The 23,197-nt window shown below is 65.9% G+C and carries 29 protein-coding genes; 13 read left to right on the forward strand and 16 right to left on the reverse strand.

Features of this window, described 5'->3' with window-relative positions; translation table 11 throughout:
• Positions 1-3: 3 nt before the first annotated feature.
• The gene (locus tag HOY44_RS09700; protein WP_287434526.1) at positions 4-1,017 is read right to left on the reverse strand and encodes an ornithine cyclodeaminase family protein; all 1,014 of its coding nucleotides are present in this window, start codon (positions 1,015-1,017) and stop codon (positions 4-6) included.
• A gap of 122 nt (positions 1,018-1,139) precedes the next feature.
• On the opposite strand from HOY44_RS09700, the gene HOY44_RS09705 reads away from it, so the two are divergent.
• The gene (locus HOY44_RS09705) at positions 1,140-1,799 is read left to right on the forward strand and encodes a FadR/GntR family transcriptional regulator (RefSeq protein ID WP_287434527.1); all 660 of its coding nucleotides are present in this window, start codon (positions 1,140-1,142) and stop codon (positions 1,797-1,799) included.
• Between the two features lie 135 nt (positions 1,800-1,934).
• Here HOY44_RS09705 and HOY44_RS09710 read toward each other — a convergent pair whose 3' ends face one another.
• The 5 genes from HOY44_RS09710 to HOY44_RS09730 form a co-directional block, all read right to left on the reverse strand.
• On the reverse strand, positions 1,935-2,372 hold the full coding sequence (locus HOY44_RS09710) for a c-type cytochrome (RefSeq protein WP_287434528.1): 438 nt from the start codon (positions 2,370-2,372) through the stop codon (positions 1,935-1,937).
• On the reverse strand, positions 2,369-2,809 hold the full coding sequence (locus HOY44_RS09715; RefSeq protein ID WP_287434529.1) for a c-type cytochrome: 441 nt from the start codon (positions 2,807-2,809) through the stop codon (positions 2,369-2,371). Before HOY44_RS09715 ends, HOY44_RS09710 begins: the two co-directional genes overlap by 4 nt.
• 22 nt (positions 2,810-2,831) lie before the next feature.
• Positions 2,832-4,220 carry a multicopper oxidase family protein gene (locus tag HOY44_RS09720; RefSeq protein ID WP_287434530.1) on the reverse strand — a complete coding sequence of 463 codons (1,389 nt, stop codon included), beginning with the start codon at positions 4,218-4,220 and terminating at the stop codon, positions 2,832-2,834.
• On the reverse strand, positions 4,220-4,666 hold the full coding sequence (locus tag HOY44_RS09725; protein WP_287434531.1) for a c-type cytochrome: 447 nt from the start codon (positions 4,664-4,666) through the stop codon (positions 4,220-4,222). The genes HOY44_RS09720 and HOY44_RS09725 overlap by 1 nt, the downstream gene beginning before the upstream one ends.
• Before the next feature lie 83 nt (positions 4,667-4,749).
• Complete coding sequence (locus tag HOY44_RS09730; protein WP_138422346.1) at positions 4,750-5,079, reverse strand: hypothetical protein; 330 nt, start codon at positions 5,077-5,079, stop codon at positions 4,750-4,752.
• A gap of 167 nt (positions 5,080-5,246) precedes the next feature.
• On the opposite strand from HOY44_RS09730, the gene HOY44_RS09735 reads away from it, so the two are divergent.
• From HOY44_RS09735 to HOY44_RS09750, 4 genes are all read left to right on the forward strand, one after another.
• A complete protein-coding gene (locus HOY44_RS09735) occupies positions 5,247-6,251 on the forward strand; it encodes an AraC family transcriptional regulator (protein WP_287434532.1) in 1,005 nt (334 codons plus the stop codon).
• Positions 6,252-6,360: 109 nt separating this feature from the next.
• Positions 6,361-7,188 carry an NAD(P)H-binding protein gene (locus HOY44_RS09740; protein WP_287434533.1) on the forward strand — a complete coding sequence of 276 codons (828 nt, stop codon included), beginning with the start codon at positions 6,361-6,363 and terminating at the stop codon, positions 7,186-7,188.
• A gap of 25 nt (positions 7,189-7,213) precedes the next feature.
• A complete protein-coding gene (locus tag HOY44_RS09745) occupies positions 7,214-7,642 on the forward strand; it encodes a DUF4345 domain-containing protein (protein ID WP_287434534.1) in 429 nt (142 codons plus the stop codon).
• 63 nt (positions 7,643-7,705) lie between these two features.
• The gene (locus HOY44_RS09750; RefSeq protein WP_287434535.1) at positions 7,706-8,200 is read left to right on the forward strand and encodes an anthrone oxygenase family protein; all 495 of its coding nucleotides are present in this window, start codon (positions 7,706-7,708) and stop codon (positions 8,198-8,200) included.
• A 52-nt stretch (positions 8,201-8,252) separates the two neighbouring features.
• On the opposite strand, the gene HOY44_RS09755 is transcribed toward HOY44_RS09750, so the two are convergent.
• Both HOY44_RS09755 and HOY44_RS09760 read right to left on the reverse strand, forming a co-directional pair.
• Complete coding sequence (locus tag HOY44_RS09755) at positions 8,253-9,467, reverse strand: NnrS family protein (RefSeq protein WP_287434536.1); 1,215 nt, start codon at positions 9,465-9,467, stop codon at positions 8,253-8,255.
• A gap of 73 nt (positions 9,468-9,540) precedes the next feature.
• The gene (locus HOY44_RS09760) at positions 9,541-9,966 is read right to left on the reverse strand and encodes a pseudoazurin (RefSeq protein WP_008332211.1); all 426 of its coding nucleotides are present in this window, start codon (positions 9,964-9,966) and stop codon (positions 9,541-9,543) included.
• Between the two features lie 97 nt (positions 9,967-10,063).
• On the opposite strand from HOY44_RS09760, the gene HOY44_RS09765 reads away from it, so the two are divergent.
• Positions 10,064-10,759, forward strand: coding sequence for a Crp/Fnr family transcriptional regulator (locus HOY44_RS09765; protein ID WP_287434537.1), 696 nt, complete (start codon positions 10,064-10,066; stop codon positions 10,757-10,759).
• A gap of 6 nt (positions 10,760-10,765) precedes the next feature.
• On the opposite strand, the gene HOY44_RS09770 is transcribed toward HOY44_RS09765, so the two are convergent.
• Positions 10,766-10,981, reverse strand: coding sequence for a DUF1858 domain-containing protein (locus HOY44_RS09770; protein ID WP_138422338.1), 216 nt, complete (start codon positions 10,979-10,981; stop codon positions 10,766-10,768).
• 122 nt (positions 10,982-11,103) lie between these two features.
• On the opposite strand from HOY44_RS09770, the gene HOY44_RS09775 reads away from it, so the two are divergent.
• The 7 genes from HOY44_RS09775 to HOY44_RS09805 are packed head-to-tail and all read left to right on the forward strand — an operon-like array spanning position 11,104 to position 16,694.
• Positions 11,104-11,556: a c-type cytochrome gene (locus HOY44_RS09775; protein ID WP_040884837.1), complete on the forward strand. Its 453-nt coding sequence runs from the start codon at positions 11,104-11,106 to the stop codon at positions 11,554-11,556.
• Positions 11,557-11,589: 33 nt separating this feature from the next.
• Positions 11,590-12,936 carry a cbb3-type cytochrome c oxidase subunit I gene (locus HOY44_RS09780; protein ID WP_138422337.1) on the forward strand — a complete coding sequence of 449 codons (1,347 nt, stop codon included), beginning with the start codon at positions 11,590-11,592 and terminating at the stop codon, positions 12,934-12,936.
• Positions 12,933-13,733, forward strand: coding sequence for a CbbQ/NirQ/NorQ/GpvN family protein (locus tag HOY44_RS09785; RefSeq protein WP_008332222.1), 801 nt, complete (start codon positions 12,933-12,935; stop codon positions 13,731-13,733). The genes HOY44_RS09780 and HOY44_RS09785 overlap by 4 nt, the downstream gene beginning before the upstream one ends.
• Positions 13,734-13,737: 4 nt before the next feature.
• Positions 13,738-15,612, forward strand: a complete 1,875-nt coding sequence (locus HOY44_RS09790) for a nitric oxide reductase activation protein NorD (protein WP_287434538.1) — start codon at positions 13,738-13,740, stop codon at positions 15,610-15,612.
• Position 15,613: 1 nt separating this feature from the next.
• The gene (locus tag HOY44_RS09795) at positions 15,614-15,790 is read left to right on the forward strand and encodes a hypothetical protein (protein WP_171042911.1); all 177 of its coding nucleotides are present in this window, start codon (positions 15,614-15,616) and stop codon (positions 15,788-15,790) included.
• The gene (locus tag HOY44_RS09800; RefSeq protein WP_287434539.1) at positions 15,787-16,005 is read left to right on the forward strand and encodes an NnrT protein; all 219 of its coding nucleotides are present in this window, start codon (positions 15,787-15,789) and stop codon (positions 16,003-16,005) included. Before HOY44_RS09795 ends, HOY44_RS09800 begins: the two co-directional genes overlap by 4 nt.
• Positions 16,002-16,694 carry an NnrU family protein gene (locus HOY44_RS09805; RefSeq protein WP_287434540.1) on the forward strand — a complete coding sequence of 231 codons (693 nt, stop codon included), beginning with the start codon at positions 16,002-16,004 and terminating at the stop codon, positions 16,692-16,694. The genes HOY44_RS09800 and HOY44_RS09805 overlap by 4 nt, the downstream gene beginning before the upstream one ends.
• Before the next feature lie 3 nt (positions 16,695-16,697).
• On the opposite strand, the gene HOY44_RS09810 is transcribed toward HOY44_RS09805, so the two are convergent.
• From HOY44_RS09810 to HOY44_RS09840, 7 genes are all read right to left on the reverse strand, one after another.
• Entirely contained in the window at positions 16,698-17,483 is a 786-nt protein-coding gene (locus HOY44_RS09810; protein WP_287434541.1) for an SUMF1/EgtB/PvdO family nonheme iron enzyme, read from the reverse strand.
• 71 nt (positions 17,484-17,554) lie between these two features.
• Complete coding sequence (gene nirK / locus HOY44_RS09815; RefSeq protein WP_040884840.1) at positions 17,555-18,673, reverse strand: copper-containing nitrite reductase; 1,119 nt, start codon at positions 18,671-18,673, stop codon at positions 17,555-17,557.
• Positions 18,674-18,755: 82 nt separating this feature from the next.
• Entirely contained in the window at positions 18,756-19,667 is a 912-nt protein-coding gene (locus HOY44_RS09820; protein WP_287434542.1) for an FAD:protein FMN transferase, read from the reverse strand.
• Positions 19,667-20,212 (reverse strand): nitrous oxide reductase accessory protein NosL, encoded by a 546-nt coding sequence (locus tag HOY44_RS09825; RefSeq protein WP_287434543.1) that lies wholly within the window; start codon positions 20,210-20,212, stop codon positions 19,667-19,669. The genes HOY44_RS09820 and HOY44_RS09825 overlap by 1 nt, the downstream gene beginning before the upstream one ends.
• Positions 20,209-21,036, reverse strand: coding sequence for an ABC transporter permease (locus HOY44_RS09830; RefSeq protein ID WP_287434544.1), 828 nt, complete (start codon positions 21,034-21,036; stop codon positions 20,209-20,211). Before HOY44_RS09830 ends, HOY44_RS09825 begins: the two co-directional genes overlap by 4 nt.
• Positions 21,033-21,941 (reverse strand): ABC transporter ATP-binding protein, encoded by a 909-nt coding sequence (locus tag HOY44_RS09835; RefSeq protein ID WP_287434545.1) that lies wholly within the window; start codon positions 21,939-21,941, stop codon positions 21,033-21,035. Before HOY44_RS09835 ends, HOY44_RS09830 begins: the two co-directional genes overlap by 4 nt.
• The gene (locus HOY44_RS09840; RefSeq protein ID WP_287434546.1) at positions 21,938-23,185 is read right to left on the reverse strand and encodes a nitrous oxide reductase family maturation protein NosD; all 1,248 of its coding nucleotides are present in this window, start codon (positions 23,183-23,185) and stop codon (positions 21,938-21,940) included. Before HOY44_RS09840 ends, HOY44_RS09835 begins: the two co-directional genes overlap by 4 nt.
• Positions 23,186-23,197 lie beyond the last annotated feature (12 nt).

The following is a 23,197-nucleotide window of genomic DNA, read 5'->3' on the forward strand; positions in this document are numbered from 1 at the left end:
CCCTCACTTCAGAACCGGCCGGATGGTGTCCGGCAGCATCACGCCCAGACCCATCGCTTCGGCCCGGTGAAAGCACATCGCCGCGACCGCCAGATCCTGAATGGCCCCGCCGACCGACTTGTAGAGCACGATCTCATCCGCGCTTTCCCGCCCCGCGACGCGCCCGCCGATCACATCGGCCAGTGGGACGATCCGGTCTGTCAGGTCAGCACCGTCGGCCTTTGCCGCGATCAGATCGCCCGTGTCATGCGCCACCTCGTTCGGCATGTCCGCCACGATCCGCGCGGCACGGCGAAGGGTCGTCACGTCGACCTCCCGCTGCTCAGGCAGGGTCGATCCGATTGAGGCGACCGTCATACCGGGTGCAAGCCGCGCACCGTCAAAGAGGGGCTGTTCGTCCCGCGCCCGCGCGGCGCAGATCAGCATGTCGGGGGCAGCGTCGACGACCGCTTCCGCGCTGTCGCATCCCACCACGCTCAGCCCCAGATCGGCCACCGCCGCGACGAACCGCGCCCGGCTGTCGGGCGACGGGCTGAACACCTCGACCCGGTCGATCTGGCGGATCGTTGCAAGCGCGCGCAGATGGTTCTGCGCCTCGAACCCGGTGCCGAGCAGCCCGACCCGGACCGCGCCCGGACGGCCGAGGGCGTCGAGAGCAAGCGCAGTGGTCGCCGCCGTGCGAAACCCGGTGATCGCGTTCCCATCCAGCAGCGCACGAAGCTCAACCGTCTCCTGGTCGAAAAGCGGGATGAAATAGCTCGCCCGCCGCGCGCGGATATTGGCCGCGATCATCTTGGCCCCCATCAGCCCGCCGTCCGGGGCGATGCCGGAAAGCGTGCGCAGCCAAAGCCCGTCGCCCCGCGCCATGGTCCGGTCGGGAAACATCGCCTCGGTCACGTCGCCCGCATAGGCCGTGCGCAAGGCGTCGATGGCCTGCCCCCAATCGAACGCCCGCTCGACAGCGTCGCCGCCGACGAACCGCGTGCCCAAGGTCAATTCTGCGCTTGCTCCGCTCATACCACCCTCATTTCCATGTCGAAGCGTGGTAAATACATTATTGATGCGTGTCAATTGATTGATTGATATTGATTGAGCGAAGCGGCGGCACCCGTTAAAAACGGGCAATCACTGGAGGCCCCTTGGACGGCATCGACGATCTTTCCCGGCTGCGCGCCTTCATCGAAGGCGAGGCCGAACGCGGTAACACCCAGCTTCCGCCCGAACCGAAGCTGGCCGAGGCGCTCGACGTGTCGCGGGGGCGTCTGCGCACGCTTCTGAAGCGCGTGGAGGACGAGGGCCTGATCTGGCGTCACGTCGGCAAGGGCACCTTTATCGGCGAGCGCGAAGTCGACCCGACCGCGCCTGAATGGGCGGCCGACGTCAGCCTTGGCGACATCATGGATGCCCGGCGCCTGCTGGAACCGATGCTCGCCGGTCAGGCCGCGATCAACGCCCGGCCCGCAGACCTGTCGGCGATGGAGAAATGCCTGACCGAGATGGAAACGGCGGCGTCATACGCGCAATGGAAACGGCTGGACGAACGCCTTCACCGCCTGATCGCGACGGCGACCCGCAATCCGCTGTTGCTTTTGCTGCACGATACGCTGCGCGGTCAGGGTCGCAGCGGGCTCGACACGCGGCTGAACGCCGTATTCGGTCAAGAGACCGCGCCCTCCGCCACCAACCGCCAGCATGAGGCCATCGTTGCCGCGATCCAAAGCGGCGACCCCGAAAGCGCCGAGAACGCGATGCGGGACCACCTGACGTCGGTCCGGGAGCAGTTGTTCGGGCTGAGATAGGGCGCTTTTCGGTGCGCAGTGAAAGCGTTGCCCAACACATCGGCAGGGGAGTGGGTCTGACAGGGCTTCGCTTTCGCTTCGCCCCAACGCTCGGCGCGAGCGGTAAAGACCGGGCAAATCCGGCCCCCCCGCCTCTCAGCCCCCGGATTGGTGGCTACGCATATCCTGCACCTCCTGCACACGGTCAGGCCATGTCGAGCGGATGAAGCCGAGGACATCGCGGATTTCGGCGTCGCTCAGGGCCTCCTCGAAGGCGGGCATACCGCTTGTGAACCCTTTGACCCCACGCGCCTCCAGCGCCGCCTGCCCACCGAACTTGGTGTAGTCGAACAGAAGCTGACTGTCGTGATGCCATGTGTGTCCGGTTTCGTCGTGGGGTGGCGCTGGCATCACGCCGTCCGGTCCGGGCGATTGCCAGTCCGGTTGCCCCTCGAGCCGTGCGCCGTGGCAGGAGGCGCAGGTTTCGGCATAGACCGCTTCGCCGTTCGCGATGTCCGCGCCGCCAAGGACGTGGTCGGCCAGCGCGGCGAACGGGGTGACTGACGCCACGCAAGCGATGAGGATCGGCTTCATTCCCGATATTCCGAATGGCAGGATTTGCACGATGTCCCGATGTCGCCCATCAGCGCGCCGAGATCATCGGGAGAGGCCACGGTCCCCTGACGGGTGGCCGCGAGCGTTTCGAGGGCGAGTGCCTTTTCGCTGAACGCCTCCATCTCGTCCCAGATCGCCGGGCGGGCTTCGGACTTGGGCGTGATGACTTCGGTTTCGAAGCGTTCGGGGATGCGCGCCGCGCGCGTTTCGATCTCGGCCAGAGCCGCGTCGATCGCCGCCGAGTCGAAGTCCGTTTCGCCCTTCGCCATCAGACCGATGGTTTTGACGGCATCCGCAATCGCGCTCATGCCGTCCATGCGCGCCTTGACGTCCGGGTCCTTCACCCCGGTATGGGCAAGCGCCGTGGTGGCGAGAGCGGTGAGTGCAGCTGAGATGACAGGTTTGACGAGTTTCATTGGTCCTCCTCTTTCGTTGGGTTCAGGTCACGTCGATCCAAGTGGTCATACCACTCCTGGCGTGTCCGAGCATGTGGCAGTGGAACAACCATTTGCCCGGATTGTCGGCCGAGACGGCGATTTCGAGCGGTTCCTCGGGGATACTCAGGATGGTGTCGCGCAAGGGGCCGAGGGCGCCATCCGCCGCGACCTTGCGAAAGTGCATCCCGTGCAGGTGCATGGCATGGGCGAACACGGTCCGGTTTTCGATCCGCAGCCGGACGACCTCGCCGCGTTCGAGTTCGGCGAAGGGTTCGTCGCTCATCCCGACCTGTCCGGCGAGCGACCAGAACTGGCCCTGCCCCACGAGATCGCGAAACCCCATGTCGCGGCCCTTATAACGGGCCGTCGCGAGCCGCCCCATCGCACCGCCCTCCATGACCATGTCGAGCGACCGCGCAGCCGTCAGGTCGGGCAGCGCCGTATTCGGATTGGGGGGCAATGCCGCCGGGCGGTCGCGACGGGGGCCGGACCGCGCTCCCTGCACCGGGAAGGCGACCTGACCGCGCCACTGGTCGTCATCGTCGAGACGAAGCAGCGCGGCGGTTTCGCCCTCCGGCGCGGTCACGTCGACGATCAGGTCGATCCGCTGCGCCGGGGCGAGGATGATCTCGTCCATCACGGGTTCCGGGGCGGCAAGCGGCATCCCGTCGAGCGCGACGGACCAGCCCGAAAGCCCCTGAAGCCGCAGCACGAAGATCCGCGCGTTGGCCGCGTTGATGAGGCGCAGACGAAGCCGCGCACCGGACTGTGCGGGCATCTCCAGTTGATACTGCCCGTTGGTCCCGATCAGGTTGCCCATGCGCCCGGCATGGGACAGGGCCATGGGCTGATCGAAGTCATCGAAGAACTGGCCGCTGTCCGGGTCGATCAGCCAGTCGTCGAGCATCAGAACCTCGTCCGCGTCCACCTCGGGCGCGTCGGCTTCTTCCACGATCAGCGGCCCGGACAGGCCACGCGCCACCTGCTCCATCGAATTGGTGTGGGCGTGATACCAGTAGGTCCCGGCATCCGGCGCCACGAAGTCATAGTCGAAGGTGTGGCCGGGCGGCACCGCGTCCTGCGTCAGGCCAGCCACGCCATCCATCGCGTTGTCGATGCGGATGCCGTGCCAGTGGATCGAGGTCGGCACGTCGAGGTCGTTGACCAGACGGCGGGTGACCCGTTCGCCCTGTCCGACGCGGATCGTTCTGCCCGGCAGCGTGCCGTCATACGACCACACCTCGGTCATCGGGTAGCCGTCCGGGGCAAGCTGGACGCGGGCTTTGCGCGCGGTCAGGTCATCGGGCGTGGCGGCCCATGTCGGGCGGACGCTGAACGCCGCCACGCCCCCGGCACAGAAACCGCGGCGGGTGAGATTGAGGCGCCCCATCACTCGATCCCATTCGCTCGTTGCAGTTCACGCACGTAGGCCGTGATCGCCTGCACATCTGCACCTGTCAGCCCCTCTTGCGGAGGCATGTTGCCGAACTTCCAGTGGTGCGCCGTGACGCCGTTCTGGACCGCCAGTTGGAACGCCATATCGGCATGATGGGACGGCTCATAGATCTTGTGCACCAGCGGCGGACCGAACCCCATTTTGCCCTGCGCGTTTTCGCCGTGACAATCGGCGCAGACCGCGTTGAAACCGCGCTCGCCCATCTGGGCTTGGTCGGAAAGCGTTTGCGGAAGGGTGACGGTGACGAGGGGATCGCCCTCGGCAGGTTCGGCGACCGCACTGGTGGTGGTGTCCTGGGCAGATGTGCCCGGACGGGTGACGACGTAGATACCGCCAAGGACGGCGGCGGCCAGAACGGCCAGTAGCAGGGGTTTGTTCATGTGACTCTCGATCGAACTGTTCGCGCGCAATTGCACGGGTCGGGATCATCGGGTGGCCCCGATGGATGACAAAGGGAACAGCCTCAGGCGCGCGGAGGCGGCAGATCGAGTTGTGGGGTGGTCGAGACGAAGGCGGTATCGGGTGGAAGGCTTCTCCAATCCCGCGCGACGCGGATGAGCACGACGGGCAGCTGCACCGCTTCCACTGCATTCAACATGCAGCTCGCCCCGTTCGCACAGGCTCCGACATGCGCCTTCGCCATGCCGATCTCTGCCGTCTCGGGGCAGGCGTCGCAATGCGCCTTTGCGGAGGTTGCCGCAGGATCGTGCATCTCACCCATGTTCATCGTCACGCCCGACGCGCCGGCGAACGCAAGGATGAGCGTCAGGACGATGACCTTGGCGAATGACATGCGGGCCTTTCGAGGCGAAGAACGGGAACGGCGAAGCCTGTGGGCCAGTGTAAAAGCTCGCACCCGGCCACGCAAGCGAAGGCCCGGAAACCGGGGGGTGCCGAGCGCCTTTCCGTGCGGACCCGGTAAGCTTGGCGGTATCCCATACGCGCCGTAGGATAGCGGGCATGGGGTATGTGACGTCGCTTTTCGCACGCAAGGTGGTCGCTGCGGCCGGCGATGCTGTCGACGCCGCGGAAATGCTGGCCCATGTCGGGATCACTCCCGATAGCGCACCGGACGCCGGGCAGATGGTTCCCGCCGAGCTTTATTATGACATGCTCGAAAGGATCGCCGACCGGATCGACGTCACCGACCTTCCGGTGCGCGTGGGTGCTTCCATGCGGCTCGACGAATACGGCGCGCTGGGTCTGGCGTTCAAGGCCGCCACGACCCTTGGCGCGTCCTATGCGCGGGTGGAACGCTATGCGCGGCTTTGGACCAGCGTCGTCGAATATGAACTACGGCCAGCGGTCGGCGGCACGCTTTTCATCCTGCATCGCGACGGCGAACGACGTCTTGGGATGCGGCTGTCGAACGAAGCGACGCTTGCGAGCGCGGTGTCCATCGCGCGGCAGGTCTGCCCCGTGCCGCTCGCCCCGATGGAAGTGCTGGTCTGCCATCCCGCCCCGCAGCGTGTCGCCGCGCATGAGGAGTGGTTCGGTTGCCCGGTGCGTTTCGGGGCCGACCTCGACGCGATCCTTTACGCGGACGAGACGCTTTCACGGCCCAACATTCTGGGTGACGAAGGGATTTCACAGTATCTCACCACGCATCTCGACGCGGAGCTTTCGCAGATCACCCGCGAACCGGAAGTCGTGACGCAGGCCAAGGCGGCCATCGCGCAGGCCCTGAGCGAAGGCGCGCCGAAGATGGCCGAGATCGCGCGCGGCCTTGGGCTGAGTGCGCGGTCCTTTCATCGGCGCCTGTCCGAGCATGGGATGAATTTTCAGGGCCTCACCGAAGAGACGCGCCGCGATCTTGCCGAAGGGCTTTTGCGGGATGAAAGTCATACGCTGGCCGAAATCGCGTTTCTGACCGGGTTCTCAGAACAAAGCGCCTTTACCCGCGCGTTCAAACGCTGGGTCGGCACGACGCCCGCGAGTTATCGCAAGGATCTGTCGCTCCGCTGAACGGCGGCGATGGCGGCGCGGGTCAATAACGTGGCCTTGCCGGTCAATACCCCGCTGCATCCACGCGCTTATCCCTTGGCTACCGAAACCCAAGCCAAGGAGATATCCGTTGCAAGACAAACCCATCCTCGTGATCGGCGCGACCGGCAAGACCGGCCGTCGTGTCGCCAGCCGCCTCGAAGCGCGCGGCGTTGCAGTGCGGCGCGGCGCGCGCAATTCCGTCACGCCCTTCGACTGGGACGCGCCCGAGACATGGGCTCCGGCCCTGCGCGGCGCGCGTGCCGCCTATGTCACCTATTTCCCCGATCTCGCCTTCCCCGGTGCGGTCGAGAAGCTGGAGTCCCTGTGCGAAACGGCGCGTGACGTCGAGGTCGAACATCTCGTGCTGCTTTCCGGTCGCGGCGAACATCACGCGCGGCTGGGCGAAGACGTGGTGCGGGGGTCCGGCGTCGATTTCACCATCGTCCGGGCCGCGTGGTTCGCCCAGAACTTCTCGGAAGGGTATCTGCGCGATCCGGTCCTTGCAGGCGTCCTGCCCATGCCCGGCGGCGAGGTGGTCGAGCCGATCATCGACATCGACGACATCGCAGACGTCGCGGTTGCGGCGCTGACCGAAGACGGGCACCGGGGCGAACTCTACGAAGTGACGGGGCCGCGTCCGATGTCTTTCGCGGACATGGCGGGCGAGCTTTCGCGCGCGACCGGGCGAAGCATCCGCCATATCCCGATCAGTTTCGACGCCTTCCACGAGACCATTGCGGAAGCCGGGGGGACTTTCGTCGCCGACGTCTTCACCGCCATCGCACGCGAGACGCTGGACGGGTGCAACGCCCGCACCACCGACGGCGTGATGCGGGCATTGGGCCGGTCCCCCCGCGACTTCGCCGATTTCGCCCGCGCGGCTGCCCGAACGGGCGCGTGGACGAACGCGGCCTGAGACCATCGCACGAAAGGACTATGACATGACGACCACCCTGATCGAAAAAGCGGCGCTCGGCCTCTCGGGCCTTGCCGCCCTGACCATCGGCGCTTTCATCCTGTTCGCGCCCCATTCCTTTTACGCCAGTTACGGCATCGCCCTTGGCGACGATGCCAGTCTGTTGAGCGAACTGCGCGCGCCCGGCGCCGGGCTTGCCGGGTTCGGCCTTGTGATGCTGCTGGGCATCTGGCGGCAGCCGATGCTCTTGCCCGCCATCGTGTCGGCGCTGACCGTCTTCATCGCCTTCCCGGTCGGGCGGCTGGTCGGGCTCGCGATGGACGGGATGCCCTCCGGCGGCCTTGTCGGCGCGCTCGTCTTCGAACTGCTTATCGCCGCGCTTTGTCTTGCGGCGTTCCGACAGCGCCTTCGGTCTGCCGCCCAACGCCGCACCCCGGCACGAACCCCGAACTGATCTTGATGCGGTGGCGTGGCGCTTACCGCCCCGCCGCCGCCCCAAACACAGGAGCAAATTCCGATGTCACCCCTTACTCTCTATCTCGCCCACCTCGCCGTCCTCGCATATGCGCTGGTCGGTGGCGTCTTCCTTGCCTTCTCGGATTTCATCATGCGGTCCCTTGCCCAGACGGATGGCGTCGACACGATGCAGGCCATCAATCGGGAAGTCTTTCACTGGGCCTTTATGGTGCTTTTCCTCGGTCTGGCCCCCGTATCCCTGCTGCTCGCGGCCTATGGCGCGATCGGCGTCGGTCACGGGCCGGGAACCGTTATGGTGCTCGCCGGTCTGATCTATTTCGTCGGATGCTTCGGCGTGACGGTCGCCTTCAACGTGCCGATGAACGAAGCTCTGGCGGGTATGGACGCCTCGGAAAAGACGACGGTGGATTATTGGACCCGGACCTATCTGCCCCGCTGGACCTTCTGGAACACCGTCCGCACCGTCGCGTGCGGGCTGTCGGCGGCCCTGCTTCTGTTCTCGCTCGTCTGGGCGGCGCAGTCGCAGGGGCTTTGACTGTCTACGGCGTGCGGACAAGGCCTGGCCCGTCGTCCCGCACGCCGCACCGTCATCGTCCTTGGTCACCGTGACCGGCCGCCGAGGACGGGCGTTTGCGCCGGGGCTTGTCGGAGGTTACCGCAAGGCAGATTTTCCCCGCCACAAAGGCGAAGGCGCATACCCAGAGGATGCCTGCGCTTTCGACGAACACGGCACGGTTCACGCCATCGACTTCGGCGATGACGCGCAACAGGGTCGCGAGCGTCAGGGCGACGAATGCCCCGGTCGCGACCGGCCCGGCGACAAGATCGCGGCCGGTGTGGCCCAGCGTCGCCCGGATCATGACGGCGACGGTCATGGCACCCACGGCACCCGCCCCGAACAGGTGAAGCGTTGCCGCCGCGCTGACGACTCCCGCTGAGGACAGGGCGGCGGACAGGAAGCCCACGGGGATGAAACCGTATGCGACGTGAAGCATGAAAAGGAGGGGTGAGCGCAACGTCCGCTCACCCCGCCAGCGCGACAGGCGGGCCAGTTGCACGAACCCCGCGAAACCAAGGAGGATCGTTGCGATCGGTCCCTCGATCTGAAGGACCCAGAAGGCAAGCGCGATCACGGCGGTCAGAATGGCGAACCCGTCGAAGCGGTCGAACGGAACGGGAAGCCGCGTGCCGCCCTGTTTCACGAGCCAGTTTCGCGTGAAGCTGGGAATGATCCGGCCCCCGATCAGCATGATGAGAAAGATCAGGATCGCGATGCCGATGCGGTGCCCGGAGGATGCCGTGCCCGTGGTCATCGCTTCGACGTGGTAGGCGATGTTCGCGGCCCAGAACAGGGTGACCGGCACCAGCACCTTCAGGTTGCGCCAGTTGCGCCCAGCCACGATTTCACGCGCGATCATCGCCCCGACGAGCAGCAAAAAGGCTTGATCGACGCCGAGTAAGCCAACGGGACCGAGCGGCAGCAGGCCGGACGAGGCGAGCCGTCCGGCAAGCCAGACCAGCGCCAGCCCCGCCAGTGGCATTCCGCGTGTCGGCAGGCGTCCGGTCCAATTCGGAACGGCGGTGAACAGAAACCCGGCCACCACCGCCGCGCCGTAGCCGAAGATCATCTCATGGACGTGCCAGTCGACGGGCGAAAAGACCGACGAGAGCGTGATGAGGCCCGTCCAGATCGCAAGCCAGACCGCCACCGCCAATGCGGCGAAACCTGACGCGAGCAGGAAAAAGGGGCGGAACCCGGCGGACAGGATCGCGGGGCCGGTATATGTTTTGCCGTTTGCCATGGGATGCTCCTCGAGGTCGAAAGGGCGACGCATGGCGCCGCCCTTTCAGTGACAGTGACGAAGGGACTGGACGTCACTGAACCTGTGCGATCAGGTCGGCCATGCGGCCCTTGGATTTGCCTTTCTGCTGCACGTCGGCGGCGTCATCGAGATTGACGGCTTCGCCCACCTGAATCAGGGCGACCATGCCCATGCCGTAGTGCGGCGTGCATTTCACGCCGTAGACGCCTTCGGCATCGACGGTCATCTCGAAATCCTCGTTGAACTTGGTCTTGAAGGCTTCGACGCCCTCGGGAAGCATCCCTTCGATGCTTTCGACATTGTGCCCCTTGTCGGTCGCGACAAAGTGGATCACGTCGCCGGGCTGGGCCTGCACGAATGCGGGCTGGAACACCATCGCGCCGTCGTCACCCTTGTTCAGCATCTGAATTTCGATGGTTTCGGCAGAGGCGGCCCCGGCCAGAAGGGCGAGCGCGGCAGAGATCAGGAGGCGTTTCATCGGTCTTTCCTTTCGGTGTATTCCTATTTCGTCTGACGGCCTTTTCCGTTACTTCCAGAGATCGAACATTGCACTTCGACAAACTTCCGGAGCTATTTTGGCCAAGCTCGATGAAAGCCTTCTTGCCGATCTTCCGCCCTTCAGTCGTCTGGAGCGGGGGCAGATCCGCGACATCCTGAGTCAGGCCTCGTCGCGCCGGTATGACGAGGGCATGGCGATCTTCAGCGAGGGGCACGATGCAGAGCGGTTCTATCTTCTGCTCGATGGCTACCTGCGCGTGATCCGGTCGACCGAGGGCGGGGAAGAGATCATCGTCCTGCACATCGCGCCCGGTCAGCTCTTCGGCATCGCGCGGGCGCTTCAGCGCGACACCTATCCGGCGACGGCCATCGCCGCCGCGGAATCGATCGCCCTGTCATGGCCGATGACCCTGTGGGACGAGTTCACGAAGACCTACGATGGCTTCGCGACCGAAAGCTACAAGACGCTTGGCCGCAGGCTTGGGGAAATCCAGACCACGCTGACCGAAATGGCGACTAAGGCGGTCGAGAAACGGGTGGCCTGCGCCGTGCTTCGTATGATGAACCAAAGCGGGCGGCGCACCGATGACGGGATCGAGATCGGGTTTCCGATCACCCGGCAGAATATCTCGGACATGACCGGGACGACGCTGCACACCGTCAGCCGGCTTCTGTCGGCATGGGAAAAGGACGGGGTGGTCGCGTCACGGCGCAAGCATATCATCGTGACGAACCCGCATGAGCTGGTGCTGCTGTCCGGCGCGCAGGGCTAGGCCGAACTAGGGCAACCGGGCCGCCCGCCGCAACTCGGCGCGAAACGCCTCTTCATCCAGTTCGTATTCCTCACAGGCATCGGTGATCGCGTGGAACGGGGCCACCGGGCAGCCGGGGCAGAGCATCTGCTTGGCCAGAAACACCTCCACCATATCCGGCCATTCACCGAACAGGGTGGACAGGGGCAGGTCCGGGTCGTCGAAACGGGGGCGTCTGGGCATGTCGGGCTCCTTTCCCGGCACCCTGCCCGATCCAATCGCGCGTAACTTTGCGTTTCCACAACAAGCGGCACGGTCGCGCCCGTTAGGTCAGGTGCATCGACACCAACAAACGGGACCGTGACATGTCAGACATACTCACGAAATCACGGGCCAGGAACGTCTTCTACGGGGGGAGTATCTTCTTCGTCGTCGTGTTCGTGGCCCTCACGGCGCAAAGCCATCGCTTTATCGTCAAGACCTCGACCGCAGGCGCACCGATCACCGAAGAGGTGCGGCTGGGCAAGGAAGTGTGGGAGCGCAACTCCTGCATCAACTGCCACACATTGCACGGCGAAGGCGCCTATTTCGCGCCGGAGGTCGGCAACGTGATGACCCGCTGGGGCGTCGCGGACGACCCCGAGGGCGCGTTCGACATTCTGAAGGGATGGATGGAGGCGCAGCCGTCTGGGATCGAGGGCCGCCGCCAGATGCCACACTTCGAAATCACCGACGAAGAGATGCGCGGCCTCGCGGAATTCCTGCGGTGGGCCGATCAGACCAACACCCAGAACTGGCCGCCGAACGACGCGGGCTAAGCCAAGCGCGACGCGCGCAATCGGAGAAAGCACATGAAATACCAATCTCAATCCGTGGCGAAATACTACTTCTTCGCCGCTCTCGCCTTGTTCGCCATTCAGGTGCTGGGCGGGCTTCTCGCGGGCTGGATCTATGTCTCGCCCAACACCTTGTCCGAACTTCTGCCGTTCAACATCGTGCGGATGATCCACACCAACGCCCTGATCGTCTGGCTGTTGCTGGGCTTCTTCGGCGCGGCCTACTACCTCGTCCCCGAGGAGGCCGAGCGCGAGCTGTTCTCGACCAAGCTCGCCTATATCCAGCTCATCATCCTGCTGGTGGGCACGCTGGGCGCGGTGGGAAGCTATCTCGTCGGCATCCACGGCGGGCGCGAGTTCCTTGAACAACCGCTCTGGGTCAAGTTCGGCATCCTCGTCGCGGCGGTGATCTTCCTTGTGAATATCTCGCTGACCGCACTGGCGGGCCGCAAGACCGCGATCACCAATATCCTGCTCATGGGGCTGTGGCTTCTGTGCCTGTTGTGGGTCTTCGCGTTCATCAACCCGGACAACCTGTCGCTCGACAAGATGTACTGGTGGATGGTCGTGCACCTCTGGGTCGAAGCGACCTGGGAACTGGTCATGGCGGCGATCCTCGGCTTCCTGATGCTGAAACTCACGGGCGTGGACCGCGAGGTGATCGAGAAATGGCTCTACGTCATCGTGGCGCTGGCGCTGTTCTCGGGCATCCTCGGCACCGGCCACCACTTCTACTGGATCGGCACGCCGGGGTACTGGCAGTGGGTCGGCTCGATCTTCTCGACGCTCGAGGTGATCCCGTTCTTCGCCATGATGACCTTCGCCTTCGTCATGGTCTGGAAGGGCCGCCGCAACCACCCGAACAAGGCCGCGCTTCTGTGGTCGCTGGGCTCGTCCACGGTCGCCTTTTTCGGCGCGGGCGTCTGGGGGTTCCTGCACACGCTGCACGGGGTGAACTACTACACCCACGGCACGCAGATCACGGCGGCGCACGGGCACCTCGCGTTCTATGGCGCCTATGTGGCCCTGAACCTCGCGATGTTCACCTATGCGATGCCGCAGCTTCGCAAGCGTGCGCCCTATAATCAGGTGCTCAACATGGCGTCCTTCTGGCTGATGACCGGCGGCATGGCGTTCATGACCTTCACGCTGACCTTCGCGGGCACGATCCAGACGCATATGCAGCGGATCCTCGGCGAGTATTACATGGACGTGCAGGATCAGCTCGACCTGTTCTACATCATGCGCTTCGGCTCGGGTGTGGCGGTGGTGCTGGGTGCGATCCTGTTCATCCACTCGCTGGTCATGGTGCGGCGTGAGCTGATCCAGCCCGGCCCGATCGTGGCGCAGGCGGGGGAATGACCATGACCCTGGACATGACCCCCGACCTGCCGTTCTACAGCCCGCACGCAAGCGAGTGCGAGTTGTTCGAGACGGCCCATGAAAACGGTTTGCCCCTTCTTCTGAAGGGGCCGACCGGCTGCGGCAAGACACGCTTCGTCGAGCATATGGCGGTGCGTCTGGGCCTGCCGCTCCACACCGTCGCCTGTCACGACGACCTGTCGGCGGCCGACCTGATCGGGCGTTACCTTATCAAAGGCGGCGAAACCGTCTGGGTCGACGGGCCGCTGACCCGCGCGGTGCGCGAGGGCGGGATCTGCTATCTCGACGAGGTGGTCGAGGCGCGCAAGGACGTGACCGTGGTGCTTCACCCGCTGACCGACGACCGGCGGCGGCTGGTCATCGACCGGACGGGCGAGGAACTGGTCGCGCCCGCGTCCTTCATGCTGGTGGCGAGTTACAACCCCGGCTACCAGAACGTGCTGAAGAAGCTGAAGCCTTCGACCCGGCAACGGTTCCTGTCGATCGGCTTCGATTTCCCCGAGCCTGATCTGGAAACCGGCGTGGTCGCCCGCGAAGCCGGGCTGGACACGGACCGGGCGGGTGCTCTGGTCCGGCTGGCCGGGCATATCCGCAAGCTGTCGGGCATGGATCTGGAGGAAGGCGTTTCCACCCGGCTTCTGATCTATGCCGGGACGCTGATCGCGGGCGGTATGCGCAGCGACGACGCCATCGAGGCGGCCATCGTCGAACCCCTGTCGGACGAACCGGACGTGCAGCAGGCACTGCGCGACCTCACAGCCAGCGTATACGGGTGACGCCATGAAAATGCGCGACTTCCTTGAACCGGAAGAAGCCGTTGGCACGCTGTGGCACGGCATGGTCACGCGGCCCGCGGCTGGCGCGACCCATGCCGGGGCCGCGGTGACGCTGGACACGATGCAGGCCAGCATCGCCACGCTTTATCGCGCCTTGGGCGGCGGCGCGGGGGTCGAGATCGGCCCGGTTGCCGCCACGCCTTCGGCCCACCGGATCGCCGGGGCGCGCAGGCTGGGCGGCACGCGCCCCCGCGAACACGTTGCGGGTTTCGACGGCGACCGGCTTGCCCTGCCGCCCGTGATGGACGTCTTTCCCGAAACGCGGCTCAATCGCGCGGCCTACCTCTGGCTCGCCGCCGTCGCCGCCTTTGTCGCCCTGCCGCGCCCCCATGACGACCCGCTCGCACGCGACCGGGCCGAGATCGCCGCAAATGCGCTGGCCGCTGACCGCGCCTATGCCGCCTGTCCGGGGCTGCGAAACGCCTATGCCGAGATGTGCACGCATATCCGGGTGACGCGCAACAGAAGCGCTCTGCCGTCCTGCGAAGCGGGCGTCGAGGCCATTATCACCGGACAACTCGCAGGCGGGCACGACAGCGATGAGTGCCTTTTCTGCGCTGCCCCCCGTGGGTATCGCCCTTATGCTCCGGTCCCGATCTGGCTGCGCCTGACGCACCGCGCGCCGGGCAAGGGTGCCGCCGGGGACGAACCCGCCCCCGCCACGCCTGCGCCCGAGATGAAGGGGCGCAAGGCCGCCCAGCGCGAGGACCGCGATCAGGCCGACCGCCGCGACAGCTTCATCGTTCACCGTTTCGAGGCGATCTTGTCCTGGGCCGAGAGCCTGAACCTTAACCGGATGGTCGAGGATGACGACGACGAGAACGCGCAGAAGGCGGCGGACGATCAGGACCAGATCACACTGTCGCAGAATTCGAAACGCGCGGCGACCCGTCTGCGCCTCTCGCTCGACCTGTCGCCGCAGGATGCCGACCACGAACGGCTCGCCGGCACGTTCACCTATCCCGAATGGAACCGCCGCACCGGCGATTACATGGCCGACCACACCCGCGTTCTGGACGCGCCCGGCGAACCTGCGACCGGCTACGTGCCCGATCCACGCCTCGTCGCGCGGGTCAAACGGCAGTTCGCCCCGCTCAACCCGCGCCGGGTGATCCTGCCGCGCCAGTTGGACGGCGATGACCTCGACCTCGACGCGGTGGTGTCGAGCCGTGCCGACATCGTCGCGGGGCATGAGGGCAGCGACCGCATCTGGCAGTCCGCCCGCCCGATGGCCCGTGATCTGTCGGTCGCGATCCTGATGGATTGCTCGCGCTCGACCGAGGCGCACATCGGCGACCGTTCGGTGATCGACGTCGGGCGCGAGGCGCTTGCGGCGCTGGCTGCGGGCATCGACACGGCAGGGGATCGGCTTGCGATCTGGGGCTTTTCGTCCCTGCGCCGCGACCGCGTGTTCCTGCACCGGGCCAAGGATTTCGACGAAGACATGAGCGGCGAGGTGACCGCCCGCATCGGCGGGTTCCGCCCGGGTCACTATACCCGGCTTGGGGCCGCGATCCGCCACGCCTCGGCGCAACTGGCCGAAGAAGGGGCCGCGCGGCGACTGCTGCTTGTCCTCACCGATGGCAAACCCAACGATCTCGACCACTACGAAGGTCAGCACGGGATCGAAGACAGCCGCATGGCGGTGCGCGAAGCGCGCGCATCGGGGCAGGCGGTGCATGGCGTCATCATAGATGCCGATGGGCAGGACTGGTTCGCGCGGATCTTCGGCCGTTCCGGTTTCACGCTTCTGCCGCACGCCGACCGCCTGCCGCGTGCGCTTCCCGACATTTACCAAACGCTCACGATGGAGACCTGACATGAAACGCATCCTTTTCGCCGCCGCCGCGCTGCTTCCCGCCCCCCTGCTTGCCGCCAGCTTCGAGCGCCCGGTTCCGCAAGCCCAGACGGATGTGGCCGAGTTCTGGTTCCTCGTGGCCTCGGTCGCGCTGATCGCCGCGCTCGTCGCGGTTCAGATGTTGGTGAGCCGCCGATGAAACGCCCCTCGCCCCGTCTGGTCGCTGCGATCTATCCCTTCGCGGCGGGCGCAGCGGCGGTGAACCTGTTTTTCCTGTCTCTTTTGGGAAGCTGGGTCGGACTGCCCGTCTTGAGCCCATACTGGTCGGTGCTCGGCGGCGCGGTGCTGGGTCTGCCGGCTGCGCGCGCATTTGCACGCCACATCGAACGCCTGATAGATCAGGCGGAGAGATGACCGGCTGGACCGAATACACCCTCGCCCTTGTGGCCTTTACCGCGAGCCATTTCGTCCCGCGCATCGGTGACCTGCGCGGCCGGTTGATCGGGCTATTCGGGCGCCGGGCGTATTTTTCGGGCTATGGGCTGTTGTCCCTCGCCCTTCTGGTCTGGGTCATCGTGGCGGCCGGGCGCGCCCCGTTCGTGGAGGTCTGGCCGCAGGCGCCGTGGAAACGCTGGGCGCCCAACCTTCTGATGCCGCTTGCAGCGGTGTTGATCGTGAACGGCATCGGGATCGCGCAGCCCTTCACGCTGGGCGGCAAACGGCAGGCGGTCTTCGACCCTGCGGACCCCGGTTTCGCCGCGATCTCGCGTCATCCGCTGTTTCTGGCGCTCGCGCTCTGGTCGCTTGCGCATCTGGTCCCCAACGGCGACCTCGCCCACGTCATCCTGTTCGGTCTTTTCGCCGCACTCGCGCTGGCCGCGATCCCGATTTTCGACGCCCGCGCACAGGCGCAACTTGGGCCGGACACCGCGCCCGCCTTTTTCCGGGCGACAGGCCTGTTCTCACTCGCACCCCTCGCCAACTGTTCTTGGCGCAAAAGAAATGGCGGGCGCTTTATGAAGCGCACCGCCATCGGGATCATCCTGTGGTTTGCCTTGCTGCTGAGCCATACCGCGGTGATCGGTGTCTCGCCCCTGCCGTAACCCTCAACCGTCCTTCACCAGCCGGAACCCAAGGTAGTCCGGCGGCAAGCCGACCGCGCAGCCGCCGACCTGCGGATCGCGCACGAAGTCGATGATCGCCGCGCGGTGACGACCCCCGGCGACCCGGACGGTGCAATAGGGCTCGCTCGCGACAACCTGCCCCTCGGCGTCCAAGGTTCCGTTTTCCATGCAGCCGGACGTCCATTCCCAGACGTTGCCCGACAGATCGGCCACGCCCATCGAGTTTTCCCCGAACCCGCCAGCGGGGCGCAACGCCGAACTCGCGGACCCCCGCAGCAGGATGCCGCGTTCGTATTGCGCCAGCATCCGTTGGCCGGGATCGAGGTAGTCCTCATCTTCCGGGGTCGCATCGCCATAGCGTTCAGCAGCGGCACGCTGCCACTCCGGCTCGGTCGGCAGTCGCCACGTCACGCCGGTTCGTTCGGACAGCCATGCCGCATAAACCTCGGCGTCGTGGAAGTTCACATGGGTCTGCGGCTGGTTGCTTTCGGTGACGACCTCGGCCGCGCAGACCCCGTCCGCGACACAGGCCGCAAAGTCGCTGCGCGTGACCTGATACTTCATGATCTCGAAGCCGCGCACCTGCGTCGGCACCGGGGCGGGCGTATGGGTCTTACCCTGATGGCTGAAGCTGCCGAAGGGCCGAAACGCAACCTCGCCCGACGGAACGGTCACCGTTTCCGGGCTGTCCATCTTGGGCGTGTCGTCCCCGAAGAGGCCGAAAAGTCCGGCCAGAAGCAGCGCGGGCATGGTCATGAAAGGTGTCATCAGCTCTCTCCCATCGCAAAGGGGCGGCCACGTCTGCGGCCGCCCCCCGTGTTTCGTGAGTGGTGAACGGGTCAGCCCACGATTTCGGTCGGGGCGACGACCTGTTCCATCAGGTCGTTGTTCCAATCACCTTCGACCTTGAAGTGAGCCGTTGCGCCAAGGTTCACCGCCTCGATCAGGTTGTGGTTCACGTAGGCGTAGATGCCCGGTTGCAGGAACTCGTAGAGCGCAGCACCGGCAGACCCACCCCGGATGAACCAGGTCTCGAGATCGCGGTCGGGCACGTTGTTGAACTTGCCCGCTTCCCACACGAGGTCGCCGTGTCCACCGATCAGGTGCGGGCGCGTGTCGCGGTTGCCCTGACTGTGCACGATCAACACGCGGTCGCCCACTTTGGCCGTCATCGCATTCTCGCCGGTCAGCGCGCCCACGGCCCCGTTGAACACCACGTGGCTCGGGATCAGGCCGTTCATCAGCTCTTCGGTCTCGGGATAGCTTTCCGCGACATCCTCGAACCGCTTGTAGTTCCCGTTCTCATCCTTCGGGATGTAGAAATCGTTCTCACCGACATAGAAAACCTTGTCGTAGGTAACGGGATTGCCCTTGTGATCGGACAGGCCTTCGCGCGGCAGGATCATGATGGCACCGACCATGCCGGACACGACGTGCCACGGGATCATGGGGCCGCCGGGGGCGCAGTGGTAGACGAAGGTCCCCGGACGGGTCGCCTTGAACCGAAGCACCGTGCGTTCACCGGGGCTCACCAGCGTGAGAGCACCACCGCCCAGCGCGCCGGTCGCGGCGTGGAAGTCGATGTTGTGCTGCATCATGTTCTCGGCCGGGTTGATGAGCGTCAGTTCGACATAGTCGTCCTGGTGCACGACCATGAGCGGACCGGGGATCGACCCGTTGAAGGTCATGCCCTGAAGCCATGCGTCATCGGCGACCTGAATTTCCTTTTCGATGATCGGCATCTCGAATTCGACGATGCGCGGTTCACCGGGGGCGACTTGTTCGTGTTCGTGAACGAACGGCGGCGCGACCAGTTCGCGCTTGATGCGCTTCAGCTTCGACAGATCGACAGGAGCCGCAACCGGGGTCATGGCTTCTTCCGCTTTGGCGGCAGTGGCGATCAGGGGCGCGGCGGCAATACCGGCGGCTCCGAACAGGGCGGCTCTACGAGTCAGCATCTTTTAACTCCTTTGGTGTAAGTGCTGCTGTTGAGACCTTTGTAGCGACCGGCCGAAGTCGAATATTGATCAAGCGCAAAGTTCAGAGCGTTTTCGCATCGGCGAGCAGAATTTTCGCCCCGAAACTATCGAATGATTTCAGTAGTTTGTTTTCCATTACTATCGAAGCCGTCGAAATCGCGTCCGCGATGGCGGCGCTGTCGTGAACGACCGAGACAAAGGAATCGCGCCCCCGGTTGCGCAAGCTGGGGTCGAAGATATGGCCGATACCGCGCTTGGCGTCGATCTGGGTGCCCATCCTGTGCGACGTGGCGACCGCTTGGTCGCGCAGGCGGACCTCGGTCCCCGGCAAGCGCACCGCCCAGCCGGGGCCAGTTGGCCCCTGCCCCATCGCCATCACTTCGCCCGCGTTGACCATCACGTCCCGCTGACCCTGTGCGCGCAGCAGCGCCGCGATCCTGTCCGAGGCATAGCCCTGCGCGATCCCGTTCAGGGTCATCGCCATACCGGGGCGCAGGAACCGCACCGCTTGCGGGTTGAACGTCACACGCTCGAACCCGACCGCACGTTGCACGGTCTCAAGGTCGCCCGCCTGCGCCGCACGCCCTTCGGCGGCGGCCTTGGCGTGGAGCGCGAACAGCGGCTGCACCGTCGGATCGAATGCGCCTTCGGTCGCGTGGTGTACCGAGCGCGCGATGGTCAGAAGCTCCAGAAACGCCGGGTCCGGCCGCGCCAGCACGCCGTCGCGATTGAGCCGCACCAGGGCGCTGTCGGCCCGATACAGCGAGAATAAGCGGTCGATCCGACCAAGCTCTGCTTCGATGGCCGCGAAGATCGGCCCCGGTGTCTCGATCCCGACCAGTCGCACCTCGGCCAGCGTGCCCAGAGCCGGACCCTGCCAGCGGGCGACGGGCGCGGCGTCGGAAACCCGGCCCGCGACCACGGCCGCCCCGGTGATCGCGAGGAACCGTCGCCGGGAAAGCACGGCGCGCATCAGTTCACGCCCCCGTGCATGTCGTGACCGCCCATGTCGCCCGCTTCCATCACGGGCAGATCGGGGTGAACATAATCAACGGGCACGGCTTCAAAGATGACGATCTGCCCGCCGTTTTCGCGTTGGAACGCCTCGGCCCCGCCGCGCGAGCCGAACGGAATGACCTCCGGCACGCCCATGCCCCCCGGCCGGTCGCTTTCGATCACGAACATCGCGTCCTGCACGGTGATCCAGTTCTCCGTCCCCGGAATGGCCCAGCTTTCCGCGCGCTCCATGTCGGACACGAAAATGGCGGTGATCTCGGCGTCACGCTCGGGATCATGGACATAGGCGACGGCGTCCGAGACCTGACTGAACCACAAAGGCGCCGCGTATCCCTTGAGGTGGATCTGCGCCTTGGGGCCCGCGTGGTCGGCAACGAACATCTGGCAATAATGACCAAGGGCTTCGTCGGTCATTTCGACCGGCTCGGGCGCTTTGGCGATGTCGTCTTTACATGCGGTGAGCGATGCGACGACGGTCAGCAGAATAAGTGCGCGTTTCATGGGACGATCCTTTTCGTGCGATAGATGCCGAGGGCCAGTGCCGCCACCAGCCAGAGGGCGATTGCGGCGAGGCCCGTTTCGGGCGGGAAGGGAAGTGTGCGGGCCAGCCCGTCGATCCCGGCGACCGGGGCCGCGTCGAGGGCTGCGAGGTTGTAAAGCCGGAAGGCATCGGCGGGGTTGGCCACGACAAGCCACGGAAAGACCCGCGTCGCGAACGCCCCATCGCCCGACGCCATGATCCCGCCCAGAAGCGCGAGATCGTAGAGCACGACGAGGATCAGCCATGTGCCGATCGCGGCGGCGGCGGCGCGCGCCGTGCGGGCCGCGAAGGCCGACAGCATCAGGCCCACCGCGACGAAGACTGCTCCGAGCCCCACCGCCGAGACGACGAGGCGCGCCCAGGCCGCCAGACCTTCGGGCGAGGTGCCGAAGGCGCTGGCGAGTGCGGCGCCTGCCAGCATGAACGACAGGGTCACGGCCACGGCGACCGCGACCATTTGGGCGAGGAGCTTTCCGGCGAACACCTCCCACCGCCGGACGGGGGTGGCGAAGGTCAGGCCCAGCGCACCGCGCTCGATCTCGCCCGCGAAGGCGTCGTAGGACATCAGAAGCGCGATCAGCGGGATCAGGTAGACCGACAGGGTGGCAAGGCTGGCCGAGGTCAGCGTCAGCACGTCGGCCTTGAGCCCCGCGCCCTGCCCCGCGCCGAAGAACCCGAGCGCGAGGGCGAAGAGGGTCAGGATCAGGGTGGCCAGCAGAACCCAGTGATTGCGGCGGGCCAGCCGGAATTCCTGTGCAAAGATTGTGGCGATCCGGTGGGTCATTGCAGCGCCTCCGCGTCGAGGTTCGAGAAATGCAGATACACGTCGCCCAGCGTGGGCGGCGACATCTGAAGATCGGTGACCCGCCCCGCTTCGGCCCCAAGCCGGGCGACGAGGCCCAGCTTGGCGTCGGCGGTGCAGTCGATGTCGAGCCGGCAGCCGTTGAACCGGCGCCCGCCGTATTCCGCCTGAAGCCCGTCCGCCGCCCCTTCGCGGGCGGTGACGCGCAGGCGGGTCGGAAGGTTCGCTTCGCGGGCCAGCGCGTCGAGCGTTCCAATGGCGCGCATCCGGCCCTGAGACAGGATCGCGACCCGGTCCGTCCTGTGCTCGATCTCGTCCAGCCCGTGCGACGACAGAAGCACCGCCGATCCGCGCCCCGCCGCTTCGGCAATCACGCCGTAGAAATCGTGCCGCGACACGGGGTCGAGCCCGCTTGTCGGTTCGTCGAGCAGCAGAAGGCGCGGCGCGCCGATCAGGGCTTGGGCAAGGCCAAGCCGCTGGCGCATCCCCTTGGAATAGGTGCCCACCGTCCGGTCCGCCGCATCCGACAGGCCGACCCGGTCCAGAAGGTCCGCGATCTGGCGGCGCGGCTCGCCCCTGAGGCCGGTGAAATAGCGCAGCACTTCGCGCCCCGTCAGGCTACGGGGGAAGGTCACGACCTCGGGCAGATAGTTGATCGCCCGCCGCGCGGCATCGGTTCCGGGCGCGTGGCCCGAAACGCGGATGGCCCCACCGGCGAGCGGCATGAAGCCGAGGATCGCCTTGAACAGCGTCGATTTGCCCGCGCCGTTGTGACCCAGCAGGGCGAGCCGTTCGCCGGGGGCCACATCGAACGACGCGGCCTCGACTGCGCGGGTGCGGCCATAGGCGAGCGAAACGGAGGACAGGGAGAGCACGGGATCGGTCATCGGGACGCCTCGGGTTGCAATAGGTCGGGTGAGATGAGCGGGTGGCTGTCGATCACGCCGCCGGGCAAGAGCCCCGGAAACCGCGATTGCGACCAGCGCAGAAGTTGCAGCGCGGGCGCGCCCATCAGGAGCTTGGCGGCAGGCTGCGACCAGACAAGCTGATCCACCGCGTCGTTCGGGCGGTAGGGGCTGTCGGCCATGCCGTCGCCGTTCACGTCGAAGGCGACATGGTCGGACCAGTAGTTGCCACGCCCGGCGTCGGACCATTCGAGCCAACGGGTGCCCACGTATTTCACCTGCGTCCGGTTGCCGACGAACGCATTGCCGGACATCGCGTTGCCCTGACTGCCGGCGGTGAAATGCACGCCGATGCCGCAGCCCTGAAACCGGTTGGCGGTGAAGCTGTTGTTGTTCGAGTTGTAGATGAACAGGCATTTCTCGCCGCCGTCGCGCACCTCGTTCCCCGACAGGTCCGCGCGGTTGGCGAAGTTCATGAAGAAGCCGTGGTTCGTGTCGCCGGTCGAAAGATTGCCGCGCACCGTGAGATGCGTGGAATACATGAAGGCGAAGCCCATGTCGTTGTCGCGGCTGACGTTGTCGGTGACCTCGATCCGGTTCGCATACATCGAGTGAAAGGCGAAGCGCAGTTCGGTGAAAGTGTTGCGCCGGTAGATGGCCCTGTCCGAGGTGGTGATGAACACGCCGTCGCGCCCGCGTGCGATCATATTGTCCTCGACCAGCAGGCCGGGCGAATTCCAAACGTAGATGCCGGGGCCGCGTTCGGCCACGCGCAGGTCGTTGCGCCCTTGGATGGTGTTCCCGCGCAGGATCACGTCGCGCGCGCCGTGCACGTCGATCCCGATGAGGTTGCCGGTGAGGGTCACGCCCTCGACCCGCGCGCGGTCGGCGCCCTTGAGCAACCGGATGCCGCTGTCGAGATCGGCAAGGCTCGCGCCCGCACCGGACACGGACAGCCCTGTGAGCGTCACGTCGGGGGCGGTGATCGTCACGACCGAGCCGTGACCCGGCCCTTCGATCGTGGCACCCGGCCCGGTCAGGGTCAGGGGCCGGTCGATATGGACCGGCCCGGCGTAGGTGCCGGGGGGCAGCACCAGTTCGTCGCCGGGCCGGGCCGTGGCCAAGGCAATGGCGAGCGCATCCGGACCCCGCCCGACCTCGATCCGCTCCGCCGCAAGGGGAGTGGCCAGCGCGAACGACAGCAGGATGAGGGTCAGGATACGCATCGCCACGACCCC

Origin of the sequence: Maritimibacter sp., assembly GCF_016774595.1 — a bacterium.
GTDB classification, from domain to species: Bacteria; Pseudomonadota; Alphaproteobacteria; order Rhodobacterales; family Rhodobacteraceae; genus Maritimibacter; species Maritimibacter alkaliphilus.